This window comes from Enterococcus sp. DIV1224 (assembly GCF_050555455.1).
Taxonomy (GTDB): Bacteria; Bacillota; Bacilli; order Lactobacillales; family Enterococcaceae; genus Enterococcus_B; species Enterococcus_B lactis.
Genome location: NZ_CP187859.1, coordinates 2,402,501 through 2,426,668 on the forward strand (window position 1 = coordinate 2,402,501; position 24,168 = coordinate 2,426,668).

A 24,168-nucleotide genomic window follows, 5' to 3' on the forward strand; every position below is an offset into this window, starting at 1 on the left:
ATTCGACTATCTGAAAGAACGACCATATTGGAGTCCTACAACCCCAACAAGCAAGCTTGTTGGTTTGGGCTTTTCCCGTTTCGCTCGCCGCTACTCAGGGAATCGAATTTTCTTTCTCTTCCTGCAGGTACTTAGATGTTTCAGTTCTCTGCGTCTACCTCGAATGTGCTATGTATTCACACAATCGTAACATCCTATTAAAGATGCTGGGTTCCCCCATTCGGAAATCTCTGGATCATAGCTTACGTACAGCTCCCCAAAGCATATCGGTGTTAGTCCCGTCCTTCATCGGCTCCTAGTGCCAAGGCATCCACCGTGCGCCCTTATTCACTTAACCTTATCAACCTTACGGTTGGGTTTTGATCCTTCTTCTAGCGATAGAAGTTAGATCAAGAAAATAAGCAATTGAACTTATTAAAAAACTCATTCAACGCGGTGTTCTCGGTTTGTATTACTTACATTTACTTCAAATATCCAGTTTTCAATGAACAAATTTAACAACTAATGTTGTTAATGGAGCCTAGCGGGATCGAACCGCTGACCTCCTGCGTGCAAAGCAGGCGCTCTCCCAGCTGAGCTAAGGCCCCGTTTTAAATTGAGAGTAAACCTCTCAAAACTGAACAAAGTAAAAACAAATTGTGTAGTCTCCGTAATATTCCTTAGAAAGGAGGTGATCCAGCCGCACCTTCCGATACGGCTACCTTGTTACGACTTCACCCCAATCATCTATCCCACCTTAGGCGGCTGGCTCCAAAAAGGTTACCTCACCGACTTCGGGTGTTACAAACTCTCGTGGTGTGACGGGCGGTGTGTACAAGGCCCGGGAACGTATTCACCGCGGCGTGCTGATCCGCGATTACTAGCGATTCCGGCTTCATGCAGGCGAGTTGCAGCCTGCAATCCGAACTGAGAGAAGCTTTAAGAGATTAGCTTAGCCTCGCGACTTCGCAACTCGTTGTACTTCCCATTGTAGCACGTGTGTAGCCCAGGTCATAAGGGGCATGATGATTTGACGTCATCCCCACCTTCCTCCGGTTTGTCACCGGCAGTCTTGCTAGAGTGCCCAACTGAATGATGGCAACTAACAATAAGGGTTGCGCTCGTTGCGGGACTTAACCCAACATCTCACGACACGAGCTGACGACAACCATGCACCACCTGTCACTTTGCCCCCGAAGGGGAAGCTCTATCTCTAGAGTGGTCAAAGGATGTCAAGACCTGGTAAGGTTCTTCGCGTTGCTTCGAATTAAACCACATGCTCCACCGCTTGTGCGGGCCCCCGTCAATTCCTTTGAGTTTCAACCTTGCGGTCGTACTCCCCAGGCGGAGTGCTTAATGCGTTAGCTGCAGCACTGAAGGGCGGAAACCCTCCAACACTTAGCACTCATCGTTTACGGCGTGGACTACCAGGGTATCTAATCCTGTTTGCTCCCCACGCTTTCGAGCCTCAGCGTCAGTTACAGACCAGAGAGCCGCCTTCGCCACTGGTGTTCCTCCATATATCTACGCATTTCACCGCTACACATGGAATTCCACTCTCCTCTTCTGCACTCAAGTCTCCCAGTTTCCAATGACCCTCCCCGGTTGAGCCGGGGGCTTTCACATCAGACTTAAGAAACCGCCTGCGCTCGCTTTACGCCCAATAAATCCGGACAACGCTTGCCACCTACGTATTACCGCGGCTGCTGGCACGTAGTTAGCCGTGGCTTTCTGGTTAGATACCGTCAAGGGATGAACAGTTACTCTCATCCTTGTTCTTCTCTAACAACAGAGTTTTACGATCCGAAAACCTTCTTCACTCACGCGGCGTTGCTCGGTCAGACTTTCGTCCATTGCCGAAGATTCCCTACTGCTGCCTCCCGTAGGAGTTTGGGCCGTGTCTCAGTCCCAATGTGGCCGATCACCCTCTCAGGTCGGCTATGCATCGTGGCCTTGGTGAGCCGTTACCTCACCAACTAGCTAATGCACCGCGGGTCCATCCATCAGCGACACCCGAAAGCGCCTTTCAAATCAAAACCATGCGGTTTCGATTGTTATACGGTATTAGCACCTGTTTCCAAGTGTTATCCCCTTCTGATGGGCAGGTTACCCACGTGTTACTCACCCGTTCGCCACTCTTCTTTTTCCGGTGGAGCAAGCTCCGGTGGAAAAAGAAGCGTACGACTTGCATGTATTAGGCACGCCGCCAGCGTTCGTCCTGAGCCAGGATCAAACTCTCATAAAAAGTTCGAACAATCTTGCGATTGTTAAGCTCAATTTGTTTGCTAGCATATTGCTTGCTTGTTAAAAATGCTTGTTGTCTTGAATTGAATCAAGACGCCCTACACATTTGGTTTGTCTTACTTTGTTCAGTTTTCAAAGGTCTACTTCATCGGAAGTGTTTTTCCGATTTATTTTCGGCTGCCGTAGCAACTTTTATATCATACCAGAGCGACAAGTGATTGTCAACTCTTTTTTAAAAGTTTTTTTCGATTTCGTTTTTCAAAATCTTTCAGCAACTCATTTATCATAACTCATCGTTTGTTATTTGTCAAGAACTTTTTTGAAGTTTTTTTCGATAGAATCAAGCTTCGCAAGCTATTCTTTTTTAACGACTCAGTTATCTTATCATGTCGTTAGCAACATGTCAATAACTTTTTTGTTATGTTTTTGAAGAAATATTTCCTTCTGTCTTTTGGACAAGTAATAATATACCAACTAAATTTATCTTGGTCAACGAATTTTTTGTATTTTTTCAAGTTTTTTTCAATAAGCGATTATTCACTACTTTTCTTTCTTCATCGTTCGCTTTCGGCTCCATTAATGTCTGCAATATTTGATAACAGCTTTTGAACATTCGTTATTGTTTGTTGCTTTCTACATAGCAAAAGCTGCCTAAGGAGTCCCCTAGACAGCTTTTATTTGATTATCTCATTGTTGGGAATAGTAGAACGTCCCGAATGGATTGAGCGTCAGTTAGCAGCATCACTAATCTGTCAATCCCGATACCTAGACCACCAGTTGGTGGCATACCGTATTCTAATGCTTCCAAGAAGTCTTCGTCTACACCGTGAGCTTCATCGTTCCCTAGTTCACGTTCTTTTTCTTGTGCTTCAAATCGTTCTCTTTGATCAATTGGATCGTTTAGTTCTGTAAAGGCATTAGCAAATTCGCGTCCTACGATAAACAGTTCGAATCGGTCTGTGAATCGAGGATCTTCTGGATTTTTCTTCGCTAACGGCGAAACTTCGACTGGATGTCCGTAAACAAATGTCGGTTGTGTCAACGTTTCTTCAACAAACGTTTCAAAGAATTCATTGATAACATGTCCGACTCCCATCGCTTCTGTTACTTCTACGTTATGCTTTTCAGCTAAGGCTAATGCTTCTTCCAATGTCATTTCTTTCCAGAAATCTACACCAGTTTGTTCTTTGATTGCATCTACCATATGGATACGTTTAAAGTCGCTTTCTAAGTCAACAGCTTGTCCATCATATGTGATTTTCGCTGTCCCTAGTACTTTTTGAGCTGCGTTACGGATAATACCTTCTGTCAGATTCATTACATCATTGAAATCAGTATATGCTGTGTATGCTTCTAACATCGTAAATTCTGGATTATGCGTAGTGTCAATCCCTTCATTACGGAAAACACGACCGATTTCATAAACTTTTTCCATTCCGCCGACAATTAGTCGTTTCAAATGAAGCTCCAACGCGATACGCAAATATAAATCAATATCCAGTGCATTATGGTGCGTGATGAACGGACGAGCAGCGGCTCCACCTGCCTCATTATGCAATACTGGCGTTTCTACTTCGATATAGCCATTGCCATCTAAATAACGACGGATCTCGCTGATAATTTGGCTTCGTTTCATAAATCGGTCAAAGCTTTCGCGATTACTGATCAAATCCAAGTAGCGTTGTCTGTAGCGTTGTTCAATATTCGTCAAGCCATGGTATTTATCTGGCAGTGGACGAAGTGCTTTTGACAAAATCGTGATTTCTGAAGCTTTGATAGAAACTTCGCCTGTGTCTGTTTTCATGATTTGTCCAGTTACACCAAAGAAATCTCCAAGGTCTGCATGTTTGAATACTTCATAGGCTTCATCACCTACTTGGTCTTTTCTCACATAAATTTGAATTTGGCCTTCACGATCTTGTAGATGCGCAAATCCAGCTTTTCCTTTTCCTCGGCGAGTCATCATACGACCAGCTACACTAGCGGTCAATCCCATCTCTGCTAGTTCTTCTTTTGTTCTTGGATCAAATAGTTCATGCAATTCTTCTGAGTTGTGTGTGCGTTCAAATCTTTTTCCAAATGGATCGATTCCATCTTCACGCAATTGTTCCATTTTTTGACGACGTACAAGCATTTGATCATTTAAATCTTCTACTTGATGTTGTTGTTCCTGTGTCACAAAAGTTCCTCCATTCTCATGTTAATCTCTTTCCTATAATGCCAATGAAACACAAAAAAAGCAAGCCGAACTTGGAATTTCGGCTTGAAAATTCACGAAAAACTTAGAAATCACAACGTTTGTTTCAATAGTACTTTTTCCGTTTTTTCTACAAATTGATCCAGCAGATCATTGATTTCTTGCTGATTTTCTGTCTGATTGATTGCTACTTTCACTTTTGCTGCTCGAGGAATCCCTTTTAAATAATAAGCCGCATGTGTTCTGAATTCTCTACATGCTACTTTTTCTCCTTTGAGATCTGCTAAGCGTTGTAAATGAAGTTTAGCTGTAGCAATCTTTTCGGCTGGTGTTGGCTCAGGAATCAATTCTCCTGTTTCTAGATAATGCTGTGTACGATGAATCATCCATGGGTTTCCCAAAGCTGCCCGGCCAATCATCACACCGTCTGCACCAACATAATCAAGCATCCGTTTTGCATCTTCGGGTGTTTTGACATCCCCGTTCCCCATAAATGGGATGGTGAGATGTTTTTTTACTTCTTTTAATATTTCCCAATCTGCTTTTCCCTCATACATCTGAACCCGTGTACGCCCGTGCATAGCGATGGCACTTGCTCCAGCTGATTGTGCTGCTAATGCATTTTCTACAGCAAAGACGTGTTCTTCATCCCAACCGATACGCATCTTGACCGTTACAGGGATATCCACTGCTGAAGAAACAGCTTGGACCATTTCGTATACTTTCTCAGGATCTAAAAGCCACTTTGCCCCTGCTTCTGCTTTGATCACTTTGTTTACTGGACAGCCCATATTGATGTCTATTATATCTGCAGCTGTGTTTTCTTCGACAAATTGAGCAGCTTCAACTAGGCTGTCTTTGTTCCCGCCAAATATCTGTAAACTTAATGGATGTTCTGTTTCTTCAATGTGGAGCATCTCTAAAGTTTTTTTGTTTCTGAAATGGATACCTTGGTCACTGATCATTTCACATACGACTAAGCCTGCACCAAATTCTTTGACAGTGACTCGAAATGCTGAATTTGTTATTCCAGCCATCGGCGCAACAACGACACGATTAGGGATTTCAACATTGCCGATTTTCCATTTGTGTTCCACTTAAATTCCTCCTAAGGCTTCTTTCTTCAATCCAGCTAATTCTTCTTCACTATACTTGTATTTATTGTTACAGAAAGAGCATACCGCTTCTGCTCCATGATCTTCATCTATCATTGCTTGGATTTCTTCTGCACCTAGCGCGATAATTGCTTCTGCAAATTTTTCTTTCGAACAGTCACATTTGAATTGAATAGGCATTTTTTCTAAAACGTTCAGCTCTTCTGTATCAAGCAATCCCTTCAATATTTCTTCTGGTGTCTGTCCTTCATCTAAGAGAGTAGAGATTCTTGGTGTTGTTTTTAATTGTTCCTCAATCTTGCTGATTGTTTCTTCATCGGCACCTGGCATGATTTGAATCATGAATCCACCCGCTGTCTTGATACTGTCATCAGTATTGACCAGTACACTTAGTCCAACAGCTGAAGGGATTTGTTCTGAGATAGCGAGATAGTAAGTAAAATCTTCAGCGATTTCTCCAGAAACAATTGGCGTTTGTCCAGAAAAAGGTTCTTTTAATCCTAAATCTTTTGTGACAGTAAACATCCCTTGTGTCCCAACTGCTCCTCGCACATCGATTTTACCTTCACTATTCAAAGGAAGACTGAGATGCGGATTTTTGATGTAGCCTTTCACATCTCCCTTCCCATTTGCATCTACTACGATTCCCGCTGCTGGACCATCGCCTTGGATTCGAACAGTTAGTTTATCTTCTCCTTTAAGTGTTGCACCAAGCAGCAGACTGCCCACTAATGTTCGTCCTAAAGCAGCTGAGGACGTATGCCAAGTATCATGACGTCTTTGTGCTTCCGCTACGGTATTTGTTGCTTGAACGGCGTATGCTCGTACGAATCCGTCGTGAGCAAGTGCCTTAACCAGATAATCTTTCATTTGTTATGTACTCCTTTTTCCGTTTTTAAACTCATAGTGAATCATACTAGCAACTCCTGCTTTTTTCAACTTTGGAATGCTTCTTTTAAAAATAATTCAGAATCATCTAGAAAACAGGACATCATTCTATTTACATCTTAAATAAAGAAATCTCCCGAAAACCGGTTTTTGTTCCGGTTTTCGGGAGTCCTATCAGATCAATTGACCTATATTTTTTTATTTGTATCGATCGTCTGAATGATCATCTTCTGATTGTTGAGAATCTGAATCATGCTCTGCTTTATTTTCCTCATGCAGTTCATGTTTTGCTTCTTCAAAATCACGTTTTTCTTCTGCTTGTTTTTCAGCGTCTTTTTCTTCCAAAGCACGTTTTGCTTCTTCAAAAGTTTTCGCTTCTTTTTCGCTTGGATAATCATTTGACTCAGTACCTTCAGGCATCACACCGTGTTCGAATAACGATTTGATTGCTTTGGCATCCAATGTTTCGAATTCCAGAAGTTTTTCAGCAATCAATTTATGCTGTGCACGATGCGCTTCGATGATTTCATGAGCTTTGGCATGAGCTTCCATCAAAATCTTGCGTACTTCTTGATCAATTTCGAAAGCAACTTGTTCAGAGTAAGCTTTTGTTTGACCGTAGTCGCGGCCAACGAACACTTGATGATTGCCTTCATATTGAACGGGACCTAAACGATCGCTCATTCCATATTCTGTTACCATGCTTCGTGCTAAAGCTGTCGCTTGTTCAAAGTCATTGGAGGCACCAGTTGATTGGACATTGAAGATGATTTCTTCAGCTGTACGTCCACCAAGCAAGCCTACGATTTGTTCAAACATATCTTCTTTTGTCATCAAGAACTGATCTTCTTTTGGCAAAGCGATCATATATCCACCGGCGCGTCCGCGAGGGATAATCGTTACTTTGTGGACGACCCGAGCGCGACTTAACACTAATCCGACAATCGTATGACCAGCTTCGTGATAAGCAACCATTTCGCGTTCTTTTTTGCTGATTACACGATCTTTTTTAGCTGGACCTGCAATCACGCGATCTTCCGCTTCATCGATATCAGAAGCATCGATTTTCTTTTTATTTCTTCTAGCAGCTACTAGCGCCGCTTCGTTCAAGACGTTTTCCAAATCTGCTCCGGCAAACCCTGGAGTCTGTTGAGCAACAACTTTCAAGTCAACATCATCGGCCATCGGTTTATTCCGTGCATGGACACGTAAGATTGCTTCACGTCCTTTTACATCTGGACGGCCAACTAAAATTTGACGGTCAAAACGTCCGGGACGTAGTAACGCTGGATCTAGTACGTCAGAACGGTTAGTTGCAGCAATGACGATTACTCCTTCATTTCCGTCGAAACCATCCATTTCTACAAGCAATTGGTTCAATGTTTGTTCGCGTTCATCATGTCCGCCGCCCATACCGGCACCACGTTGACGACCTACTGCATCAATTTCATCGATGAAAATGATAGCCGGTGCGTTTTTCTTCGCTGTTTCAAACAAATCACGAACACGGCTTGCCCCGACACCGACAAACATTTCTACGAAATCAGAACCTGAGATCGAATAAAATGGTACGCCAGCTTCTCCGGCAACAGCTTTTGCTAACAAGGTTTTACCTGTTCCTGGAGGTCCTTCTAAAAGTACACCTGCCGGGATACGGGCACCTAATTCAACAAATCGGCGAGGATCTTTCAGAAATTCAACAACTTCAACTAGTTCTTGTTTTTCTTCTTCCGCACCCGCTACATCAGAAAAACGTACGCGATTAGCTTTTTTGTCTGCTTCTTTGGCTTTTGATTTACCAAAGTTCATGACACGGCCGCCACCGCCACCGCCGCCGCCTTGTTGTCCCATCATCATGTAGAAGAAAAAGATGATGATCACGATCGGCAAGAAGCTAAGCAATAACGAAACCCATACGCCGCTGCTTGATTCTTCTTTTACTGTTGTAGCAACTTTGTTTTCTTTTGCCAGTTCTGTTACTTGGCTCAATGTTGTATCATTTGGCAAAATGATTGTTGTGAAATGGGTAGTAGTCGTATCTGTTGAACCCAAGATAGCTAACCCGCCGCTGTTAGCGACTGTCTGCTGTTCCTTGTATTCACCAGTGATCTTATATACACCATTTGCAGGCTGCACTTCAAACTCTTTGATTTTGCCTGCTTGTAGTTGTTCTGTGAATTTTGAGTACTCGATATCTGACGATCGCTGGCCGTTATTACCAAAAATGAAATAAACGACCATTACCATCGCTAAGATTACGAGGACATAATACAAGGCATTTTTCATCATGCCATTGTTCTTTTTGTTCATAGTTGCCCTCCCTAAGCGTCAATTTAATTTAACAGTTTTTTATCAATCCTGACCATTCTATTGTACCATAATTTAATTGAGATACAGCATTAATTTGATTGATAAACACTAGGTTTCAATACACCGATGTACGGAAGGTTACGATATGCTTCTGCATAATCCAGGCCATAACCGACAACAAATTCATTTGGTACGTTGAACCCAACATAATCTGCTTCGATGTTTACTACTCTTCCTTCGGGTTTGTCAAGTAGTGTAACGATTTTGACTGATTTAGCTTTGCGGTATTTGAAAAGATCCACTAAATAAGCGAGTGTTCTTCCGCTGTCAATGATATCTTCAACGATCAACAGATCGCGACCTTCTACATTTGTATCCAAGTCTTTGACGATTTTTACTTCCCCTGACGAGACTGTTGCATTCCCGTAGCTTGAAACATCCATGAAATCCAATTCCAAATACGTATCGATAGAACGAACGATATCTGCCATGAATGGTACCGCTCCTTTTAAGACACCTACTACTAGGGGATTGGTGTTTTGGTAAATTTCTGTTAACTCTTTGCCTAGTTCTTTGCAACGAATTTTTATCTCTTCTTGTGAGATCAAAATTCTCTCAATATCCTTTTCCAACATCAGGTTCTCCTTCCAATTGCTTCTTTTTGATATTTGTAAAGAAGTATGTAGTGTATTTTATCAGTTTCTTCACGAATACTCAAATATGAAAAGGCAAAAGGTATCAAGCTATATATATTTCTTTTGGCATCTGTAATGATCCAAGCATGCTGCCTTTGTGAATTAGGTACTTTCTGATCGATAAAATATCTAGATACTTTTTTTGTAAGTTTCTCCGTTAATTGAATACGGTCTCCTGCTTTTCTTTTTTCGACATATAGTTGCACATCGGCGGGAACCCAAATGTCATGAGAAAACAGAGACCATGAATCTGTTGCTTTGATGTCCTCTGAATGTTCAGGTTTGAGCAGACCAATCCATTCTGTTTCGTTCAACTGTATCCCTTGTTCTGGAATAAGCAACAAGCGCTGATCTTCTGTCTGAGCAGTGGCTTGTTTTTCTTTTTTAGCGAGTACAACAAAATGGTACTCTCTTTTCAGTACCCAGTTGCTGCCGATGCTAAGCTGCCATTGACTTTTTTTCTGTTGCCACTGCTCTAAAATCGATGTCATTTGCTGCTCTTTCAAAATGACCCCTGTTTCTGAGAATACTTTGTCGAAGAAGGAGTGGAAAAAATAGTATCGTTCCGCTTCTTCCATTTTTTCTATCATTTCTGCTGAAAATTGAAATCGATCCTTTAACTGTTCGACTTCCTTTTCGATTAACTGCCCCATACATTTTTGAATGACTTGGTCTGCCCATTGAATCTGTTGCGAAAACTGCTGAAAATGTCTCATCACCTGGGTGTTTTCTTGTTTTAACTGAGGAACAACCAAATGGCGAAGCCGATTTCTTTGGACATCTAATAATTGGTTCGTCTGATCCTCAAAGTAAACAAGCTGTGATTCTGCTGCATAAGCATATAATTCTTCTTTACTGAAACTCAGCAATGGACGAACAAGCCTGCCCGTAGCAAATGGTTGTACTTCTTTGATTCCAGAAAAAGTACTTAACTGTCCTCCACGAATGATTTTCATCAACACCGTCTCGATTTGATCATCTCCATGATGAGCAGTCATCAACGTATCATATTGTTCTTCTTCCATCACGCGAGTGAATGCTTGATAACGAAAGTTACGGGCTGCTGTTTCTATGGCCGTTTTGGCCGGATCTTCCCAAACACTTACATATAAAGGGAGATTCTTCTTTTCACAATATGAGCGAAGATAAGCAGCTTCTTCTGCTGATTCTTCTCTCAATTGGTGATTGATATGGACGACGCCCAAAGAAAAACCGATTTGGCGTTGCGCTTGCAAAAGCAAATGGAGCAAAACCATCGAATCAACCCCACCTGATACCGCTGCTAAAATCCTTGATTCTTTTTGCCAGAATCTTTGTTCATTCCCGTGCCGAATAAATGACTGCTGCAATAGCGGTACTTTTTTACCGTCTTTTTCAACGCTCATTCTTTCCACACCCTTTCTTCCTAAAAAAAGAGAGCGGGAAAACGTCTAAAACGACAATTAACCTGCCCTCTGTTGATACTCTGACTAAAATAGTCGCATCATCATTATTTTCAGCTTTATTAGCTGCGGCGTCCGCCACGACCACCGCGTTTTCCTTCTGTGTTTCGCTTCAATGAAGATAAGCGGTCATCGCTATCTTTCAAAAATGAACTCATCAATGAATCGAAGTCTTCTTTTTGAGCTGAAGGCTGACTGCGAGAAAAAGATTTTTTCTGTGCTGGACGATTGCGGTTGTCACGGGAATCTTTTTGTTGAAATTTTTTAGGACGGCTTTCTTCTCCAGATTCTACAGGTTGTTCCTGCGCTTTGCGGATAGATAGTCCGATTTTCCCATCATCATTTACTGAAATAACTTTGACTGTTACTTCATCTCCTACACTTAAAACATCATGGATGTCTTTTACATATCCATTTGACACTTCGCTAATATGAACTAGACCCGTTTTTCCAGCACCTAGATCAATAAACGCACCAAAATTTGTAATTCCTGATACTTTTCCTTGCAGTTTTGCTCCTACCTCGATTGACATAAAAAAAATGTTCCTCCTAATTATTTCCCTTTTTTATATTCCTGCTTATTTTGCAGTTGTAGAACTAGTTGATTGATCTGTTTCATTTGTCGAGCTGTCTGTATTTGATTCTAATATAGGATAAACTTTTTCACCGTCTTTTGAGTAAAAGAATTTGCTTCTGGCAAGTTTAGCTACATATTCATCATCTTTCAGCAATGAAACATCTTGGTGCAGCTGATCAACGTCTGCGTTGACTTCTTTCATTTCAGCATTTGCTTCGACTCTCAATTCGTTCAATTGATGCATCCTTTGCATATCATGGAAAATCTGCACACCTATTATCGCGAAAATGACCAAAGCACCAACAAAAATTGCAGCCAGTCTGCGTCTTCGAAAAATCAGTTGTCGTTGTTGTTGCTGAAATTCAGCATACTTTTTCTTTGCATATTCCGTATCTAGCGCAGCGATTTTATTGCTTTTTTTCGTCACTTGGATTCGCTCCAATCTTTTTTGATTGTCTTTCTCATTATACCAATATCATGAAAGCTTGTCTAATCTATTTCTCTAGTGTTTCTGTGCGATTTTCAGAAATAATTTCGTACATTTTTTGTGCATCTTCTTTTTTGGTCGATTCATGTAATTCCGTAATTTTCACTTCCAATGTTTTGTTGCCGAACTGGACTTTCAAAATGTCGCCTACTTTGACGTCACTGGAAGATTTTGCCAATTTTCCGTTGATTTGGATCCTTCCTTTATCAGCCACTTCTTTTGCTACTGATCGTCTTTTGATGATTCGGGATATTTTTAAAAATTTGTCTAATCGCATATCTTATTCCTCACTTTTTGATTTTTTTGTTTAATCGTAGAATTTTCTTACCAAATGGCAACATGAGCCACTCTCTTACTGTAAACAGACGGAGACGAATCACTGCATAAATGAACACAGATGCGCCAACCCCAACGCCTATCACACTGACAAAAAAAGCAGTGGAACGATGAGTTACAGGACCAAACACTATATTCAATACACCATAATACAGCAGCAGGACTGCTGTCATACAAAGAAGGCTGATAATCAACTTCCGCCCAAAATGTCGTTCTTTCCAAAAAGCATTTAGCTCTTTCGTTTCGATTCGGACAAAATACCAAAGCGTCACACCTAATCCTAAAAGGGTAGACAGGCTTGCTCCGGCTGTTCCTAATAAACCAGTTAGAAAAGAAGTAGTCAATCCTTTTACCAAGAGCCCCCATCCTGCTCCTTTTAAAGAAGGGCGAAAAGAGTTCTTGCTTTGAGCAATACTTTGATAGGCTTGGATGACTGCAGTAAAAGCAATGGAAAAAACAAACAATACAAGCGCTGCATTTCCTGCATAATCTTTAAACAACGCATAATTGATATAAGGAAGCAGTAAGGCTAATCCTAAAGATGCAGCTAATGCCAAAGCGGTCGTCAATCTAAGATAGATTTTGGCTGTCTGCAAAAACTGACGATAGATCCGATTGGTCAAATGACGGGTCAATGCAGGCAGAAATGTCGCACTTAATGCGGTGGCAATCACTAAACCTAATTGAACCAAAGGCTGCCCTCGGTCATAGACCCCTTTTGCTATCTTCGCACCATATTCCGATAGACCGTAAACTTCCAAAGCATTTTTTACAAAGAAAGAGTCGATCAGCTGAAAAAAGATGAGTAATCCGCTATAAATCGAAACCAGACCGCCTTCTACTAGAAAGCGTCGGATCAAAGATTTTGGTGGCTGTTTGAATAATGGGAACCGGCGGAAGCTTAATACTCCTCCATGAATCTTTTGTTCATAGTAGTGAAGGATTCCATATGCGCATAACCCGCCAAAAACGGCTCCACTCATCGCTGCCGTCCCTGTTTGGTACACCGTCCATCCGAGCTTTCTAAAAGCAAATGCACTACAGACGATTACAGAAACACGAACGAACTGCTCAACTACTTGAGAAACTGCCGTTGGTTCCATCAAAAATCTTCCTTGAAAATTCCCTCGATAAAAAGATAAACCAGGCATCAGCAAAAAGGTAAAAGAAACTACTTGGATCAGTGGTTTCAATTGTATATCCCCCATCATCCAAGCAATCCAACTGCTAAATGAAAAGACAAACAGCCACAGAAAGACGCCTGTCCAAAACACCAAGGGATAAAGACTTTGCAAAGCTTGCTTTCGTTCGAAAGGATTCTTTCTTTCTGCAACGTACTTTGATATGAACTGCGGAAGACCTGATAAAGCTAAAGTCATTGCTATACCATAAATTGGATAAACTTGCTGATAAACATAAAAACCTTCGTCGCCGACTAAGTTTTGGAGGGGAATTCGGTAAAGGGCACTTAATACTTTTGCTATGAAAGAAGCAATCGTCAGTACAAATGCTCCTTGCATGACGCGCCGCATTTCTTTATGATCCAAATCGTTGCTCCTTCCTACGCTGACAGATATTTTTGCTCACGCAATGCTTTGACAAACTTTTGGATTTCCTGAAGCCACACTGCTTCTTCCATTTGGTTTGGAATCGTCAAGCGTATCACCATCTGTTCTTTTTCAACGCCTAGACTGGCTTTTAGTTTCGTCGCCGTTAGCGCTTCGAATAATTGTTCCACGCTGTAGCGTTTCGTTCCAACTTTGCTTAGAGTAAAGACGATATGCGGCTCCTGTTTCCTTATCGTTTCCAAGAGCGCTCGATCGCCATCCATTTTAATCTGTCCGATTGTCAGGAGGTGTGCTACTTCTTCTGGGTATTCTCCAAAACGGTCGAGCAGATCATCTTCCAGTTCATCTAGCATTTCTTGCGAATCAAGTTCACGAATTCGTTTATAGATCTCGATTTTCTGCCGCTGATCTGCCACGTATGTTTCAGGTAGATATGCGTCAACACCGAGGTCGATCTCAACAGTGGTCTTCTCCACTTGACTATTCTTTCCTTGTTTACGAGACACTGCTTCGCTCAGCATTTGAGAATACATATCGAAACCGACTGCATCAATAAATCCATGTTGCTGAGCACCTAAGAGATTACCTGCACCGCGAATGGAAAGATCACGCATCGCAATTTTGAATCCAGATCCCAGTTCTGTAAAATCTTTGATTGCCTGAAGACGCTTTTCACTGACTTCATTAAGGATCTTCTGCTGCTCATACATAAAGTAAGCATATGCGACGCGGCTACTTCTTCCTACCCGTCCGCGTAATTGATATAACGTGGATAAACCCATATAATCAGCGTTCTCAACAAACAATGTATTTGCGTTCGGGATATCCACTCCTGTTTCAATGATGGTCGTAGTGACAAGAACATCATACTGACCTTCAATAAATTCAAAGAGCGTATTTTCTAATTGCGCCTCTGTCATTTGTCCATGAGCATAGCCGATCCGCGCTTCCGGAACGAGTTCTTGGATTTCTTCTACTTTTTGTTCGATCGTTTCTACTCGATTATATAAATAGAATACTTGTCCACCTCGTCCCATTTCTCGATGGATTGCTTCGCGGATAGCCCCAGGATTTTTTTCCATAACATATGTTTGGATCGGATAACGATTCGCAGGCGGTGTTTCGATTACTGAAAGATCTCGCACGCCTAGCATCGACATATGCAAAGTTCTCGGAATCGGTGTTGCTGTCAGAGTCAAAACATCCACTTGTGCACGTAACTGTTTCAATCGTTCTTTATGTTTTACACCAAAACGTTGTTCTTCGTCAATGATCAATAGACCCAAATCGCTAAATTCAATATCTTTTGACAAGATTCGATGGGTTCCTACAACAATATCAACTTGACCTGTGCGCAGTTGTTCGATGGTTTCTTTTTGTTGCTTTCTTGTTCTGAAACGACTTAATAGCCCGATATTTACGGGGAAACCTTCAAATCTTTCCAGCATCGTTTCATAGTGCTGCTGTGCCAAGATCGTTGTTGGAACTAAAAAGGCTACTTGTTTGCTTTCCTTTATCGCTTTAAAGGCCGCTCGAAGCGCTACTTCTGTTTTCCCATAACCAACATCACCTACGAGTAGTCGATCCATTGGTTTTTCTTTTTCCATATCCCGCTTGATCTCCGCTGCACTTCTCAACTGGTCGTCTGTTTCAGAATAAGGGAAAGCATTTTCAAATTCTTTTTGGTAGGCGTCATCAGGACCAAAAGCATATCCTTTTTCTGATTCTCTTGCTGCGTATAGTTTGATTAAATCGTCAGCGATATCTTCGATTTTCGAAGATACTTTTCGTTTAGTTTTCGTCCATTCACTTCCGCCTAACTTATTGATGCGAGGTGCTTTGGCTTCCGAGGCGACATATTTTTGGATCAGATTCAGTTGAGTAACAGGAATAAACAGTTTGTCGTCGTTTTGATACAAAATAGTCATATAGTCTTGGTGAACGCCATCTACTTCTAGCGTTTCCATCCCAATGTATTTCCCGATACCATGATTGGCATGGACAACGTAATCTCCTGCTTTTAACTCATTATAGCTTTTCAATCGCTCTGCGTTTGTTACTGTTTGTCGTCTCGTTTGTTTTTTCGTCGTTTTTTGGAAAATTTCTTTTTCTGTGATAGCTACTATTTTTTCTTGAGGAAGTTCAAAACCAGCCTGCAAAGCTCCTTCAACTAATTGTACCTGTCCTCTGATCAATGCATTTTTTTCTGTTTCTACTACTAATATATCTTCATCTCGAAGCATTTGTTCTGCTTTACGTATTCTGTCCTTTGTCGGAATAAAGATCACAACAGTCTGTTTTTGCTTGCGCCAACGATCCATTTCTGTTTTCAGCAATGGCATTTGTCCGAAGAACTGTTGCATCGTCCGATAGTGAAAATTATGGATTGCTTGGAAACGAAGATTTCCCATCCCTTTTTGGAAGAGTGAGAAAAAGGTTGTAGTAAATTTTTCCTTTTGAACGATTCTTTGTACATCTGCTGAAAATGACTGCTCAGAAAAAACCCGCAATTCGCTGATTTTTTGAGTATGCCATTCTGCCGCTTCCCTTTCGATTTCCCGATTTGTTTCCATGATCCGCTGGTAATCATCAACGACTAGTAAACTATTTGAAGGAAAATAATCCAAGATCGTTACAAATTCTTGGTAAAGAAGATCTGAGTAGAATTTTGCTTCTTCTGTCGGGATACCTGCTTGCCAACTTGAAGTCATCTGACCGAAGTAATCTTGTAAAAACTCGCGGTCTGCTTCTTCTGTGGTCGCAGCAAGCCGTTTTTCTAGCATTTTTTGCATTTGCTCTATTCCATGTTCCAGATCCTCTGGTCCATAGACTTGTTCACTCGTTGGAGAAACCCAGATTTCTTCCGTTTTTTCGATTGAACGTTGTGTTTCTGCTTCAAAATACCGCATAGAATCTATCTCTACATCAAATAATTCTACACGAATAGGATAGTTTGTTGTTAATGGGTAAATATCGACGATGCTTCCTCGAATACTGAATTCTCCGGGTTTTGCGACCATTTCTTCTCGTACATAGCCCATCAAAGTCAATTGGCGAGGAAGATTTTCCACATCTATCTCATCACCAACATGCCAATTCAATTGCGCCTGTAGCCAAGTTTTCTTATTCGGCAGCCGCTTGTGCAAAGCTGCGACTGGCAACAAATAGATACCTGCTTTTTTTTCTTGAAGTGCGTTGAGCGTTGCGACTCTCTCGCCTCGCGCTTCTGGAGAAGAAAAGGCCATTTCAGCAGAAAGCACTTCATCCACTGGAAATAAATGGATCTGATCCTGCGGAATCACATGTTGCAGATCTTCTGCTAACTGATTGGCATAATACAAATTTGGCATCAGAATGATCATATTTTTATTTGTTTTCTTAAATGCTCGAGCAAATAGAAGCGTCTTCGCTGAGCCAGCTAATCCTGTGATTAGTTGTCTAGGCATTTTTTCTTCTAAATTGCTGATCCATTCTTTTACTTGCGGATCTTTTCCGACTAATTGAATGATATCCATTCCTTTTCCTCCTTTCTCAATTGAATTGATTCATCGCATCCACGAACGAATGCCCTTCTATGAGATATTCGACTGCTTTAACAGATTGAAATATGCTTTCTTCTATCAAAGGCTGATTTTCTTTGCTGAAAGGACTAAGCACATGCTGGACCACTGTTTTTTTTCCTTCTGGTCTGCCGATTCCCACCTTGATTCGATCAAAGACATTCGTATTCAAATGGGAAATGATACTTTTGATACCATTATGCCCGCCGGCACTCCCCTTTTGACGGAGCCGGATCTTTCCTACTGCCAGATCCAAATCATCGTAGATGACGACTAATTCTTCTGGATAAATCCCAAAATAAGTCATTAACGGTCCGACTGCACGACCAGATTCATTCATAAATGTCTGTGGTTTGACTAGAAGGATCTTTTCTCCATTATGAAAAAATTCGGCAACTTCTGCTTCGAATGGATTTTTTTTGAAAGTAGCTTGATGTTCGCGTGCAATTTGATCCACGACCATAAAGCCGATATTGTGTTTAGTATATTGGTATTTGGTACCTGGGTTTCCTAACCCGACGATCATTTTCATTTTTGTTTTTCCACCTAATTCTAAAAACAGCACAAAAGGCTGGACTGCTAATTAGCGGTCCAGTCCATCGAGCTTTTTTTCTTTTTTATACTGTCAATGTATAGTATACCACAAAACAAAGCGTTTCGGCTAAAAGAGAATCGTTAATAAATGATAAAGAAATTAAAAATTTCTTCAAAGTTTAATGAAATAATTGATTTATAAAAATAGTGAAATAACGCACATGTAAGCTTTTACATATAATACAACCTTGTTATCTGTTATATTTTATAGCCAAATAGCGTGACATGGGGCTTGAGAAATGTTAGCATAAGCATGGGAAAAAACAAATCAATGGAAGGATTGATACTAAATGACTGCAGCTGCAGAAAAAAAAGATCATCAAAAAGTTATTCTTGTTGGAGACGGCGCCGTAGGTTCTAGCTATGCCTTTGCTCTAGTTACTCAAAATATTGCTCAAGAAGTAGGTATCGTGGATATCAATACTGCTAAAACTGAAGGAGACGCAATTGACTTGTCTCACGCTTTGGCATTTACTTCACCTAAAAAAATCTACTCTGCTACTTACGCAGACGCACATGATGCTGACTTAGTTGTTATTACAGCTGGCGCACCACAAAAACCAGGTGAAACTCGTTTAGACTTAGTAAACAAAAACTTAAAAATCAACCGCGATGTTGTCACACAAATCGTTGAATCAGGATTTAACGGTATCTTTTTAGTTGCCGCTAACCCAGTAGATATTTTGACTTACTCAACTTGGAAATTCTCAGGTTTCCCTAAAGAACGCGTTATCGGTTCAGGTACGTCTCTTGACTCTGCTCGTTTCCGTCAAGCACTTGCGGAATTAGTTGACGTTGATGCACGTAACGTCCATGCTTACATCTTAGGTGAACACGGAGATTCAGAATTCCCAGTTTGGTCACATGCAAATGTTGCCGGCTTGCAAATCTATGAATGGGTGAAAAACAACCCTGAAATCGATGAAGAAGCTATGGTTAACCTATTCTTCGGCGTACGTGACGCTGCTTACACAATTATCGAGAAAAAAGGCGCTACTTTCTATGGTATCGCAGTAGCATTAGCACGTATCACTCGTGCCATCTTAGATGATGAAAATGCTGTTCTTCCTTTATCAGTCTTCATGAATGGCGAATATGGATTGAACGACATCTACATTGGTGCACCTGCTGTTATCAACCGTCAAGGTATCCAAAAAGTAATCGAAATTCCTTTAAGCGACAGCGAACAAGACCGCATGGCTGCTTCTGCTAAACAATTAAAAGAAATTCTAGATGAAGCTTTTGCTAAACTAGACGCTGAATAATTTTTGAATATGACGGAAAACATCTAAACGGTGTTTTCCGTTTTTTTATTTTATCACTCTTCTGGTTTCTAAATTTTTTCATAAAGAAGAGATAACCTTCGTCTTTTCGTCTAAATTATGCTATCATGAGACCGTTCCACCCTAAACTTTTACTTAAGGAGTTGTCGATATGACAAGATCTTCGCATCGAAAAAAATCGAAACATGTTGCTTTGCTTTCAGCTCTTGGTGTTCTCTTAGTGCTGATTAGCTTTTATACCTATCGCAGTACATACTACACAAAACATTTTTTGCCGAATACGGAAATCAACGGAATAAATGTCAGCGATCTAACAGTCGAAAAAGCAAATGAAAAATTAAAAGAAGCTTATTCCGATAAAAAATTAGCTATTAAAGAAGATGGAAAAGTCTGGCAGGAAGTACCAAAATCTGAGCTCGGCTATAAAGATGATTTCACTTCTGAGCTTTCTCCGATCCTAAATGAACAAAACGGATGGACTTGGGGAATGACTTATGTTTCAGCAGCGGAAAAACAAGAAATCGATCCTATCAGTCAAGACCACCAGAAACTGGATACTACCGTTCAGACATTGACAACTAAACTGACTGATCTGAATAAAGACCGGACACCTACAACTGATGCAACAATTGAAAAATCAGGCGACTCTTTTGTTATCAAGCCTGAAGTCAATGGAAATACCATCAACGTCGATGCTGCGGTCAAACAAATAAAAAGTGCAGTAAATTCCGGTAAAGATACGATTGAATTAACTGAGTTCAAAGAAAAACCAAAAGTAACCTCCGGAGACAGTTCACTGAAAGAACAGCTCGAATCCATGAATGCTATCGCAAAAGTAAAAGCTACTTACAGTATAAACGGTGAGACTTTCCAGATTCCATCAAGTGATATCATGAGCTGGCTGACCTACGACGGAAAAGTCGATTTAGATACAGAACAAGTACGTCAATATGTAACAGATTTAGGCACAAAGTATAACACAAGTACGAATGACACAAAATTTAAAAGTACAAAAAGAGGAGAAGTTACGGTCCCAGTTGGCACTTACAGCTGGACGATCCAAACAGATAGCGAGACAGAAGCGTTGAAAAAAGCTATTCTGACAGGCCAAGACTTTACTCGTTCTCCGATTGTGCAAGGTGGCACAACCGCTGATCATCCATTGATCGAAGATACGTATATCGAAGTTGATTTAGAGAACCAGCATATGTGGTATTATAAAGACGGAAAAGTAGCCCTTGAAACAGATATCGTTTCCGGAAAGCCATCTACACCTACACCTGCTGGGGTCTTCTATGTTTGGAATAAAGAAGAAGATGCAACTTTAAAAGGAACAAATGACGACGGAACGCCTTACGAGAGTCCAGTAAATTACTGGATGCCGATTGACTGGACAGGTGTTGGTATCCATGATTCTGACTGGCAACCTGAATACGGCGGAGATTTATGGAAAACCCGCGGTTCACATGGCTGTATCAACACTCCGCCAAGTGTAATGAAGGAATTATTCGGGATGGTCGAAAAAGGAACACCTGTATTGGTCTTCTAACAAAAAAGAATTGATAAAAAGAACGCACCAGTACGAATCGTACAGGTGCGTTCTTACTTATTATCTCAACTATGCGCTTGCTTACATTTCAGCAGCAGTAAAGACTTCTGAGACATCATCATCGTCTTCTAGCTTATCTACTAGACGTTCCAATTGCTCCCGTTGTTCCTCATTTAAATCGATCGTCGTTTGTGGGATCATCGTCAATTCTGCTTGCGCTAAAGTGAACTCTTTTTCCAGCTCATCTCGTACAGCAGCAAAATCTTCTGGTGCAGTATAAATCTCGAACACTTCAGGAGAAGTTTGCAGATCTTCTGCCCCCGCCTCTAATACATCTTCAAACATCGTCTCTTCATCCACAGCCAACCCATCGCGTTCAATGACGATATACCCTTTACGATCAAACAAGTAACTGACTGAACCCGTTTCTCCCAGTGACCCGCCGTTTCGAGTAAAAGCTACTCGGACATTTGTCGCTGTCCGATTACGATTATCCGTCAATGCATGGACTAAGATTCCTACTCCACCCGGACCATATCCTTCATACGTGATTTCATCGTAATTTGTTTCATCTACGGCACTGGTAGCCTTTTTAATCGCCCGTTCTACATTGTCGTTTGGCATATTTGCAGCTTTTGCTTTGTCCACAACAAGCCGCAGAGCTGGGTTCATGGATGGATCAGGACCGCCTGCTTTAGCTGCCATATAGATTTCACGAGAAAGTTTCTGAAAGACTTTTCCTCGTTTCGCATCTTGGGCATTTTTTCTTCCTTGGATATTATGCCACTTACTATGTCCTGACATGATTTTTCCTCCCTTGTTCTTTTGAGAATACACTTCTATTCTAGTACTATTTCACAAAAAAACAAAGCCACAGCCAATCTATAAACGCTTCTTGAATGCCGCAAAAAGCACACATAATACCACAGCAGTCAGAGCACCGATCGAATCCAACATGACATCTTGGAACATAGGTGTTCGTCCACCGGTCATCATTTGATGGAATTCGTCCAAACCTGCGTATCCTGTTGCTGAAAGCCAAGCAAGGATCGCTGTCAGCCACCAAATTTTTAGTTTAGGGAAAACACCTAAAAACAAGCTACCACCCAAAACAAAATAAGTACCAAAATGTGCGCCTTTTCTTAAAAAGAACTCTACAAATTTGGCGTAGCCCAGATGGTCGATACTCACGATACTTCCACCATAATTAAAATGTATACCTGCTAATGTGTCCTTAAATGGCTGATTAGGAAGCCAGCTTTCTAATCGCGAAACTTGTGATTGCTGTCCGTAAGTTTGAGAAGAACTGTAAAATAAGATGGCAACGACTATAAGTGCGATCACTAAATAAATATTTCCGTTTTTCAGTTGTTTTTTTGAAGAATTCATAAGTCACCTCTGTATTTATCTTAGACTTTTTTTGAAGAAACAACAATCATTTTCATAGAGACTTCTTCTATAAAAAAGTGCTATACTTAATTTTGTATTACAATATGAAGGGAGTTTTTTCATGAGTTATTCATTAAATTGGGATCTAGAATCTATTTTCCCCGGAGGAAGTCATTCTGATGCTTTGAACCAACGGATGAAGCAATTGGAAGACCAAACGAACGAATATTATCAACGTGTAACAAAATGGTCACCTAGTTCTGACAATGCAGAGCAGCTAAAAGCGGTTCTTCAATTGCAAGAAATGATTACGAACGGCTTTACCCAATGCAACAGCTATATTACTGCATTGCTTTCTGCCAATGTCAATGATTCAGATGCAAAGATCTTATCAGGTAAGCTTTACGCCTTGCTTCCTCGTCTACAATCAGCCGAAACAGTATTGTCGAAGAAATTTGCAGAAATATCTGACAATGATTGGAATCAGATGCTTTCCCATGGTTCGTTTGAAACAATCGCGTTTCGTTTAAACGAGATCCGTCGTGACGGTTCACAATTATTATCAGAAGCTGAAGAGAACATTATCAACACGCTCTCATTAGATGGTCTAAATGCCTGGAGCAGTCATTATGATACGATTGTAGCCAGCATTTCGATTCCCTTCGAACAAGATGGTCAAGTTGTCGAATTATCTGCTGGCCAAGCCTTCAATAAGATGATGGGCGATCCAGATCCAAAAGTCAGAGAAACACTTTTCGCAGCATGGGAAAAAGCATGGAAAGAAAAGGCTCCCCTCTTCACAGATACTTTGAATCATTTAGATGGTTTCAGACTTTCTAACTATGAACTTCATGGCATCACAGATTTTCTGCAAAAACCATTAGAATACAACCGTTTGAAAAAAGAAACATTGTCTGTCATGTGGGAGACGATCCAAAAAAACAAACAACCCCTTGTTGATTACTTGACTAGAAAAGCCAATCTTTTCGGTAAAGAAAAAATGGAATGGCAGGATCAAGATGCACCTATTATTTTAGGCGATTTGAAAGAAAAAACCTTTAGTTTTGACGAAGCAGCTGCATTTATTATCGAAAACTTTAATAAATTCAGTCCAAAAATGGCTAAATTCGCACAATCTGCTTTTGAAAAGAGCTGGATCGAAGCAGAAGATCGTCCTGGAAAACGTCCTGGTGGCTATTGTACTGAGTTACCAGAAACAAAAGAATCAAGGATCTTTATGACCTACAGCAATTCTGTTAATGAGGTTGCGACACTTGCTCATGAATTGGGTCATGCTTTCCATAGCAGCACGATGTGGGACTTGCCTTCTTTAAATCGCGAATACGCAATGAATGTCGCAGAAACAGCAAGTACATTCGCAGAACTGATCGTAGCCGATGCTACATTAAAAGCCGCAAAAACAAAAGAAGAAAAAATCAATTTGCTAGATACAAAACTGCAAAATGCTTTAGCTATGTTCATGAATATCCATTCTCGATTCATTTTTGAAAATCGATTCTATGAAGCACGGCAAGAAGGATTAGTCTCAGAAGATAAGATCACAGAGATGATGGTTGAAGCACAAAAAGAAGGCTACCAAGGAGCTTTAGCCACTTATCATCCATATTTCTGGGCTGCAAAATTACATTTCTTTATTGATGACGTACCGTTTTATAACTTCCCATACACCTTTGGCTACCTGTTTAGTTTAGGCATTTATGCTTACGCTAATCAAAAAGGGGCAAATTTCGAAGAAGAATATATCCATTTACTACGTGATACTGCTTCAATGACGACGGAAGAGCTTGCAAAGAAACATTTGAATGTCGATCTCACTCAACCAGATTTTTGGCAAGCAGGTATCGATATGGTGATTGAAGATATCCAAACGTTCATGGAATTGACAGAAGAATTCATCTGATTTCTATTTTCTCTCAATAAAAAAAGAGTTAGTC

The 24,168-nt window shown here is 40.8% G+C and carries 17 protein-coding genes, 1 tRNA gene and 2 rRNA genes (1 of these 20 running past the window's edge); 3 read left to right on the top strand and 17 right to left on the bottom strand.

Annotated features, from left to right (window positions below; translation table 11 throughout):
• The 15 genes from IGK53_RS11860 to pth form a co-directional block, all read right to left on the bottom strand.
• Positions 1-337: ribosomal RNA gene (locus IGK53_RS11860) — 23S ribosomal RNA — on the bottom strand (it extends 2,578 nt beyond the left edge of the window).
• 177 nt (positions 338-514) lie between these two features.
• Positions 515-587, bottom strand: a tRNA-Ala gene (locus IGK53_RS11865).
• A gap of 76 nt (positions 588-663) precedes the next feature.
• Positions 664-2,224, bottom strand: a 16S ribosomal RNA gene (locus IGK53_RS11870).
• Together the 16S and 23S rRNA genes with 1 tRNA gene alongside form the textbook arrangement of a ribosomal RNA operon.
• Before the next feature lie 681 nt (positions 2,225-2,905).
• Positions 2,906-4,402, bottom strand: coding sequence for a lysine--tRNA ligase (lysS, locus tag IGK53_RS11875; protein ID WP_002290948.1), 1,497 nt, complete (start codon positions 4,400-4,402; stop codon positions 2,906-2,908).
• Between the two features lie 110 nt (positions 4,403-4,512).
• Entirely contained in the window at positions 4,513-5,517 is a 1,005-nt protein-coding gene (gene dusB / locus IGK53_RS11880; protein ID WP_002290947.1) for a tRNA dihydrouridine synthase DusB, read from the bottom strand.
• Positions 5,518-6,405 carry an Hsp33 family molecular chaperone HslO gene (hslO, locus tag IGK53_RS11885; RefSeq protein WP_002290945.1) on the bottom strand — a complete coding sequence of 296 codons (888 nt, stop codon included), beginning with the start codon at positions 6,403-6,405 and terminating at the stop codon, positions 5,518-5,520. It lies immediately after the preceding gene.
• Positions 6,406-6,621: 216 nt separating this feature from the next.
• Positions 6,622-8,733 (bottom strand): ATP-dependent zinc metalloprotease FtsH, encoded by a 2,112-nt coding sequence (ftsH, locus tag IGK53_RS11890; RefSeq protein WP_002290943.1) that lies wholly within the window; start codon positions 8,731-8,733, stop codon positions 6,622-6,624.
• 89 nt (positions 8,734-8,822) lie between these two features.
• Positions 8,823-9,368 (bottom strand): hypoxanthine phosphoribosyltransferase, encoded by a 546-nt coding sequence (gene hpt, locus IGK53_RS11895; RefSeq protein ID WP_002290941.1) that lies wholly within the window; start codon positions 9,366-9,368, stop codon positions 8,823-8,825.
• Complete coding sequence (tilS, locus tag IGK53_RS11900; protein ID WP_016629107.1) at positions 9,368-10,813, bottom strand: tRNA lysidine(34) synthetase TilS; 1,446 nt, start codon at positions 10,811-10,813, stop codon at positions 9,368-9,370. The genes hpt and tilS overlap by 1 nt, the downstream gene beginning before the upstream one ends.
• Positions 10,814-10,932: 119 nt before the next feature.
• On the bottom strand, positions 10,933-11,403 hold the full coding sequence (locus IGK53_RS11905; RefSeq protein ID WP_002290937.1) for a S1 domain-containing RNA-binding protein: 471 nt from the start codon (positions 11,401-11,403) through the stop codon (positions 10,933-10,935).
• Positions 11,404-11,448: 45 nt separating this feature from the next.
• On the bottom strand, positions 11,449-11,874 hold the full coding sequence (locus IGK53_RS11910; protein ID WP_002290936.1) for an FtsB family cell division protein: 426 nt from the start codon (positions 11,872-11,874) through the stop codon (positions 11,449-11,451).
• A 67-nt stretch (positions 11,875-11,941) separates the two neighbouring features.
• Positions 11,942-12,211, bottom strand: coding sequence for an RNA-binding S4 domain-containing protein (locus IGK53_RS11915; RefSeq protein WP_002287407.1), 270 nt, complete (start codon positions 12,209-12,211; stop codon positions 11,942-11,944).
• A gap of 10 nt (positions 12,212-12,221) precedes the next feature.
• Positions 12,222-13,817 (bottom strand): putative polysaccharide biosynthesis protein, encoded by a 1,596-nt coding sequence (locus IGK53_RS11920; protein ID WP_002290933.1) that lies wholly within the window; start codon positions 13,815-13,817, stop codon positions 12,222-12,224.
• 14 nt (positions 13,818-13,831) lie between these two features.
• Entirely contained in the window at positions 13,832-17,353 is a 3,522-nt protein-coding gene (gene mfd, locus IGK53_RS11925; protein ID WP_002290931.1) for a transcription-repair coupling factor, read from the bottom strand.
• Between the two features lie 16 nt (positions 17,354-17,369).
• Complete coding sequence (gene pth, locus IGK53_RS11930) at positions 17,370-17,930, bottom strand: aminoacyl-tRNA hydrolase (protein WP_002315906.1); 561 nt, start codon at positions 17,928-17,930, stop codon at positions 17,370-17,372.
• Between the two features lie 352 nt (positions 17,931-18,282).
• Between pth and IGK53_RS11935 the strand changes: the two genes are divergently transcribed.
• Both IGK53_RS11935 and IGK53_RS11940 read left to right on the top strand, forming a co-directional pair.
• Positions 18,283-19,257 (top strand): L-lactate dehydrogenase, encoded by a 975-nt coding sequence (locus IGK53_RS11935; protein WP_002287399.1) that lies wholly within the window; start codon positions 18,283-18,285, stop codon positions 19,255-19,257.
• Between the two features lie 169 nt (positions 19,258-19,426).
• Positions 19,427-20,824 (top strand): L,D-transpeptidase family protein, encoded by a 1,398-nt coding sequence (locus IGK53_RS11940; RefSeq protein ID WP_002329834.1) that lies wholly within the window; start codon positions 19,427-19,429, stop codon positions 20,822-20,824.
• A gap of 81 nt (positions 20,825-20,905) precedes the next feature.
• On the opposite strand, the gene IGK53_RS11945 is transcribed toward IGK53_RS11940, so the two are convergent.
• Positions 20,906-21,628, bottom strand: a complete 723-nt coding sequence (locus IGK53_RS11945) for a YebC/PmpR family DNA-binding transcriptional regulator (RefSeq protein WP_002290927.1) — start codon at positions 21,626-21,628, stop codon at positions 20,906-20,908.
• Positions 21,629-21,706: 78 nt separating this feature from the next.
• Complete coding sequence (locus IGK53_RS11950; protein WP_002290921.1) at positions 21,707-22,213, bottom strand: VanZ family protein; 507 nt, start codon at positions 22,211-22,213, stop codon at positions 21,707-21,709.
• A gap of 121 nt (positions 22,214-22,334) precedes the next feature.
• Here IGK53_RS11950 and IGK53_RS11955 point away from each other — a divergent pair, with 121 nt between their 5' ends.
• Positions 22,335-24,134, top strand: coding sequence for a M3 family oligoendopeptidase (locus tag IGK53_RS11955; RefSeq protein ID WP_002329833.1), 1,800 nt, complete (start codon positions 22,335-22,337; stop codon positions 24,132-24,134).
• Positions 24,135-24,168: the final 34 nt, after the last annotated feature.

What these genes read in the sequence shown, in the direction of transcription:
- IGK53_RS11955 (WP_002329833.1), top strand. Translation starts at nt 22,335, where the DNA reads ATGAGTTATTCATTAAATTGGGATCTAGAATCTATTTTCCCCGGAGGA.
- tilS (WP_016629107.1), bottom strand. Translation starts at nt 10,813, where the DNA reads ATGAGCGTTGAAAAAGACGGTAAAAAAGTACCGCTATTGCAGCAGTCA.
- pth (WP_002315906.1), bottom strand. Translation starts at nt 17,930, where the DNA reads ATGAAAATGATCGTCGGGTTAGGAAACCCAGGTACCAAATACCAATAT.
- IGK53_RS11940 (WP_002329834.1), top strand. Translation starts at nt 19,427, where the DNA reads ATGACAAGATCTTCGCATCGAAAAAAATCGAAACATGTTGCTTTGCTT.
- IGK53_RS11905 (WP_002290937.1), bottom strand. Translation starts at nt 11,403, where the DNA reads ATGTCAATCGAGGTAGGAGCAAAACTGCAAGGAAAAGTATCAGGAATT.
- IGK53_RS11915 (WP_002287407.1), bottom strand. Translation starts at nt 12,211, where the DNA reads ATGCGATTAGACAAATTTTTAAAAATATCCCGAATCATCAAAAGACGA.
- hslO (WP_002290945.1), bottom strand. Translation starts at nt 6,405, where the DNA reads ATGAAAGATTATCTGGTTAAGGCACTTGCTCACGACGGATTCGTACGA.
- hpt (WP_002290941.1), bottom strand. Translation starts at nt 9,368, where the DNA reads ATGTTGGAAAAGGATATTGAGAGAATTTTGATCTCACAAGAAGAGATA.
- mfd (WP_002290931.1), bottom strand. Translation starts at nt 17,353, where the DNA reads ATGGATATCATTCAATTAGTCGGAAAAGATCCGCAAGTAAAAGAATGG.
- IGK53_RS11950 (WP_002290921.1), bottom strand. Translation starts at nt 22,213, where the DNA reads ATGAATTCTTCAAAAAAACAACTGAAAAACGGAAATATTTATTTAGTG.
- IGK53_RS11945 (WP_002290927.1), bottom strand. Translation starts at nt 21,628, where the DNA reads ATGTCAGGACATAGTAAGTGGCATAATATCCAAGGAAGAAAAAATGCC.
- IGK53_RS11935 (WP_002287399.1), top strand. Translation starts at nt 18,283, where the DNA reads ATGACTGCAGCTGCAGAAAAAAAAGATCATCAAAAAGTTATTCTTGTT.
- ftsH (WP_002290943.1), bottom strand. Translation starts at nt 8,733, where the DNA reads ATGAACAAAAAGAACAATGGCATGATGAAAAATGCCTTGTATTATGTC.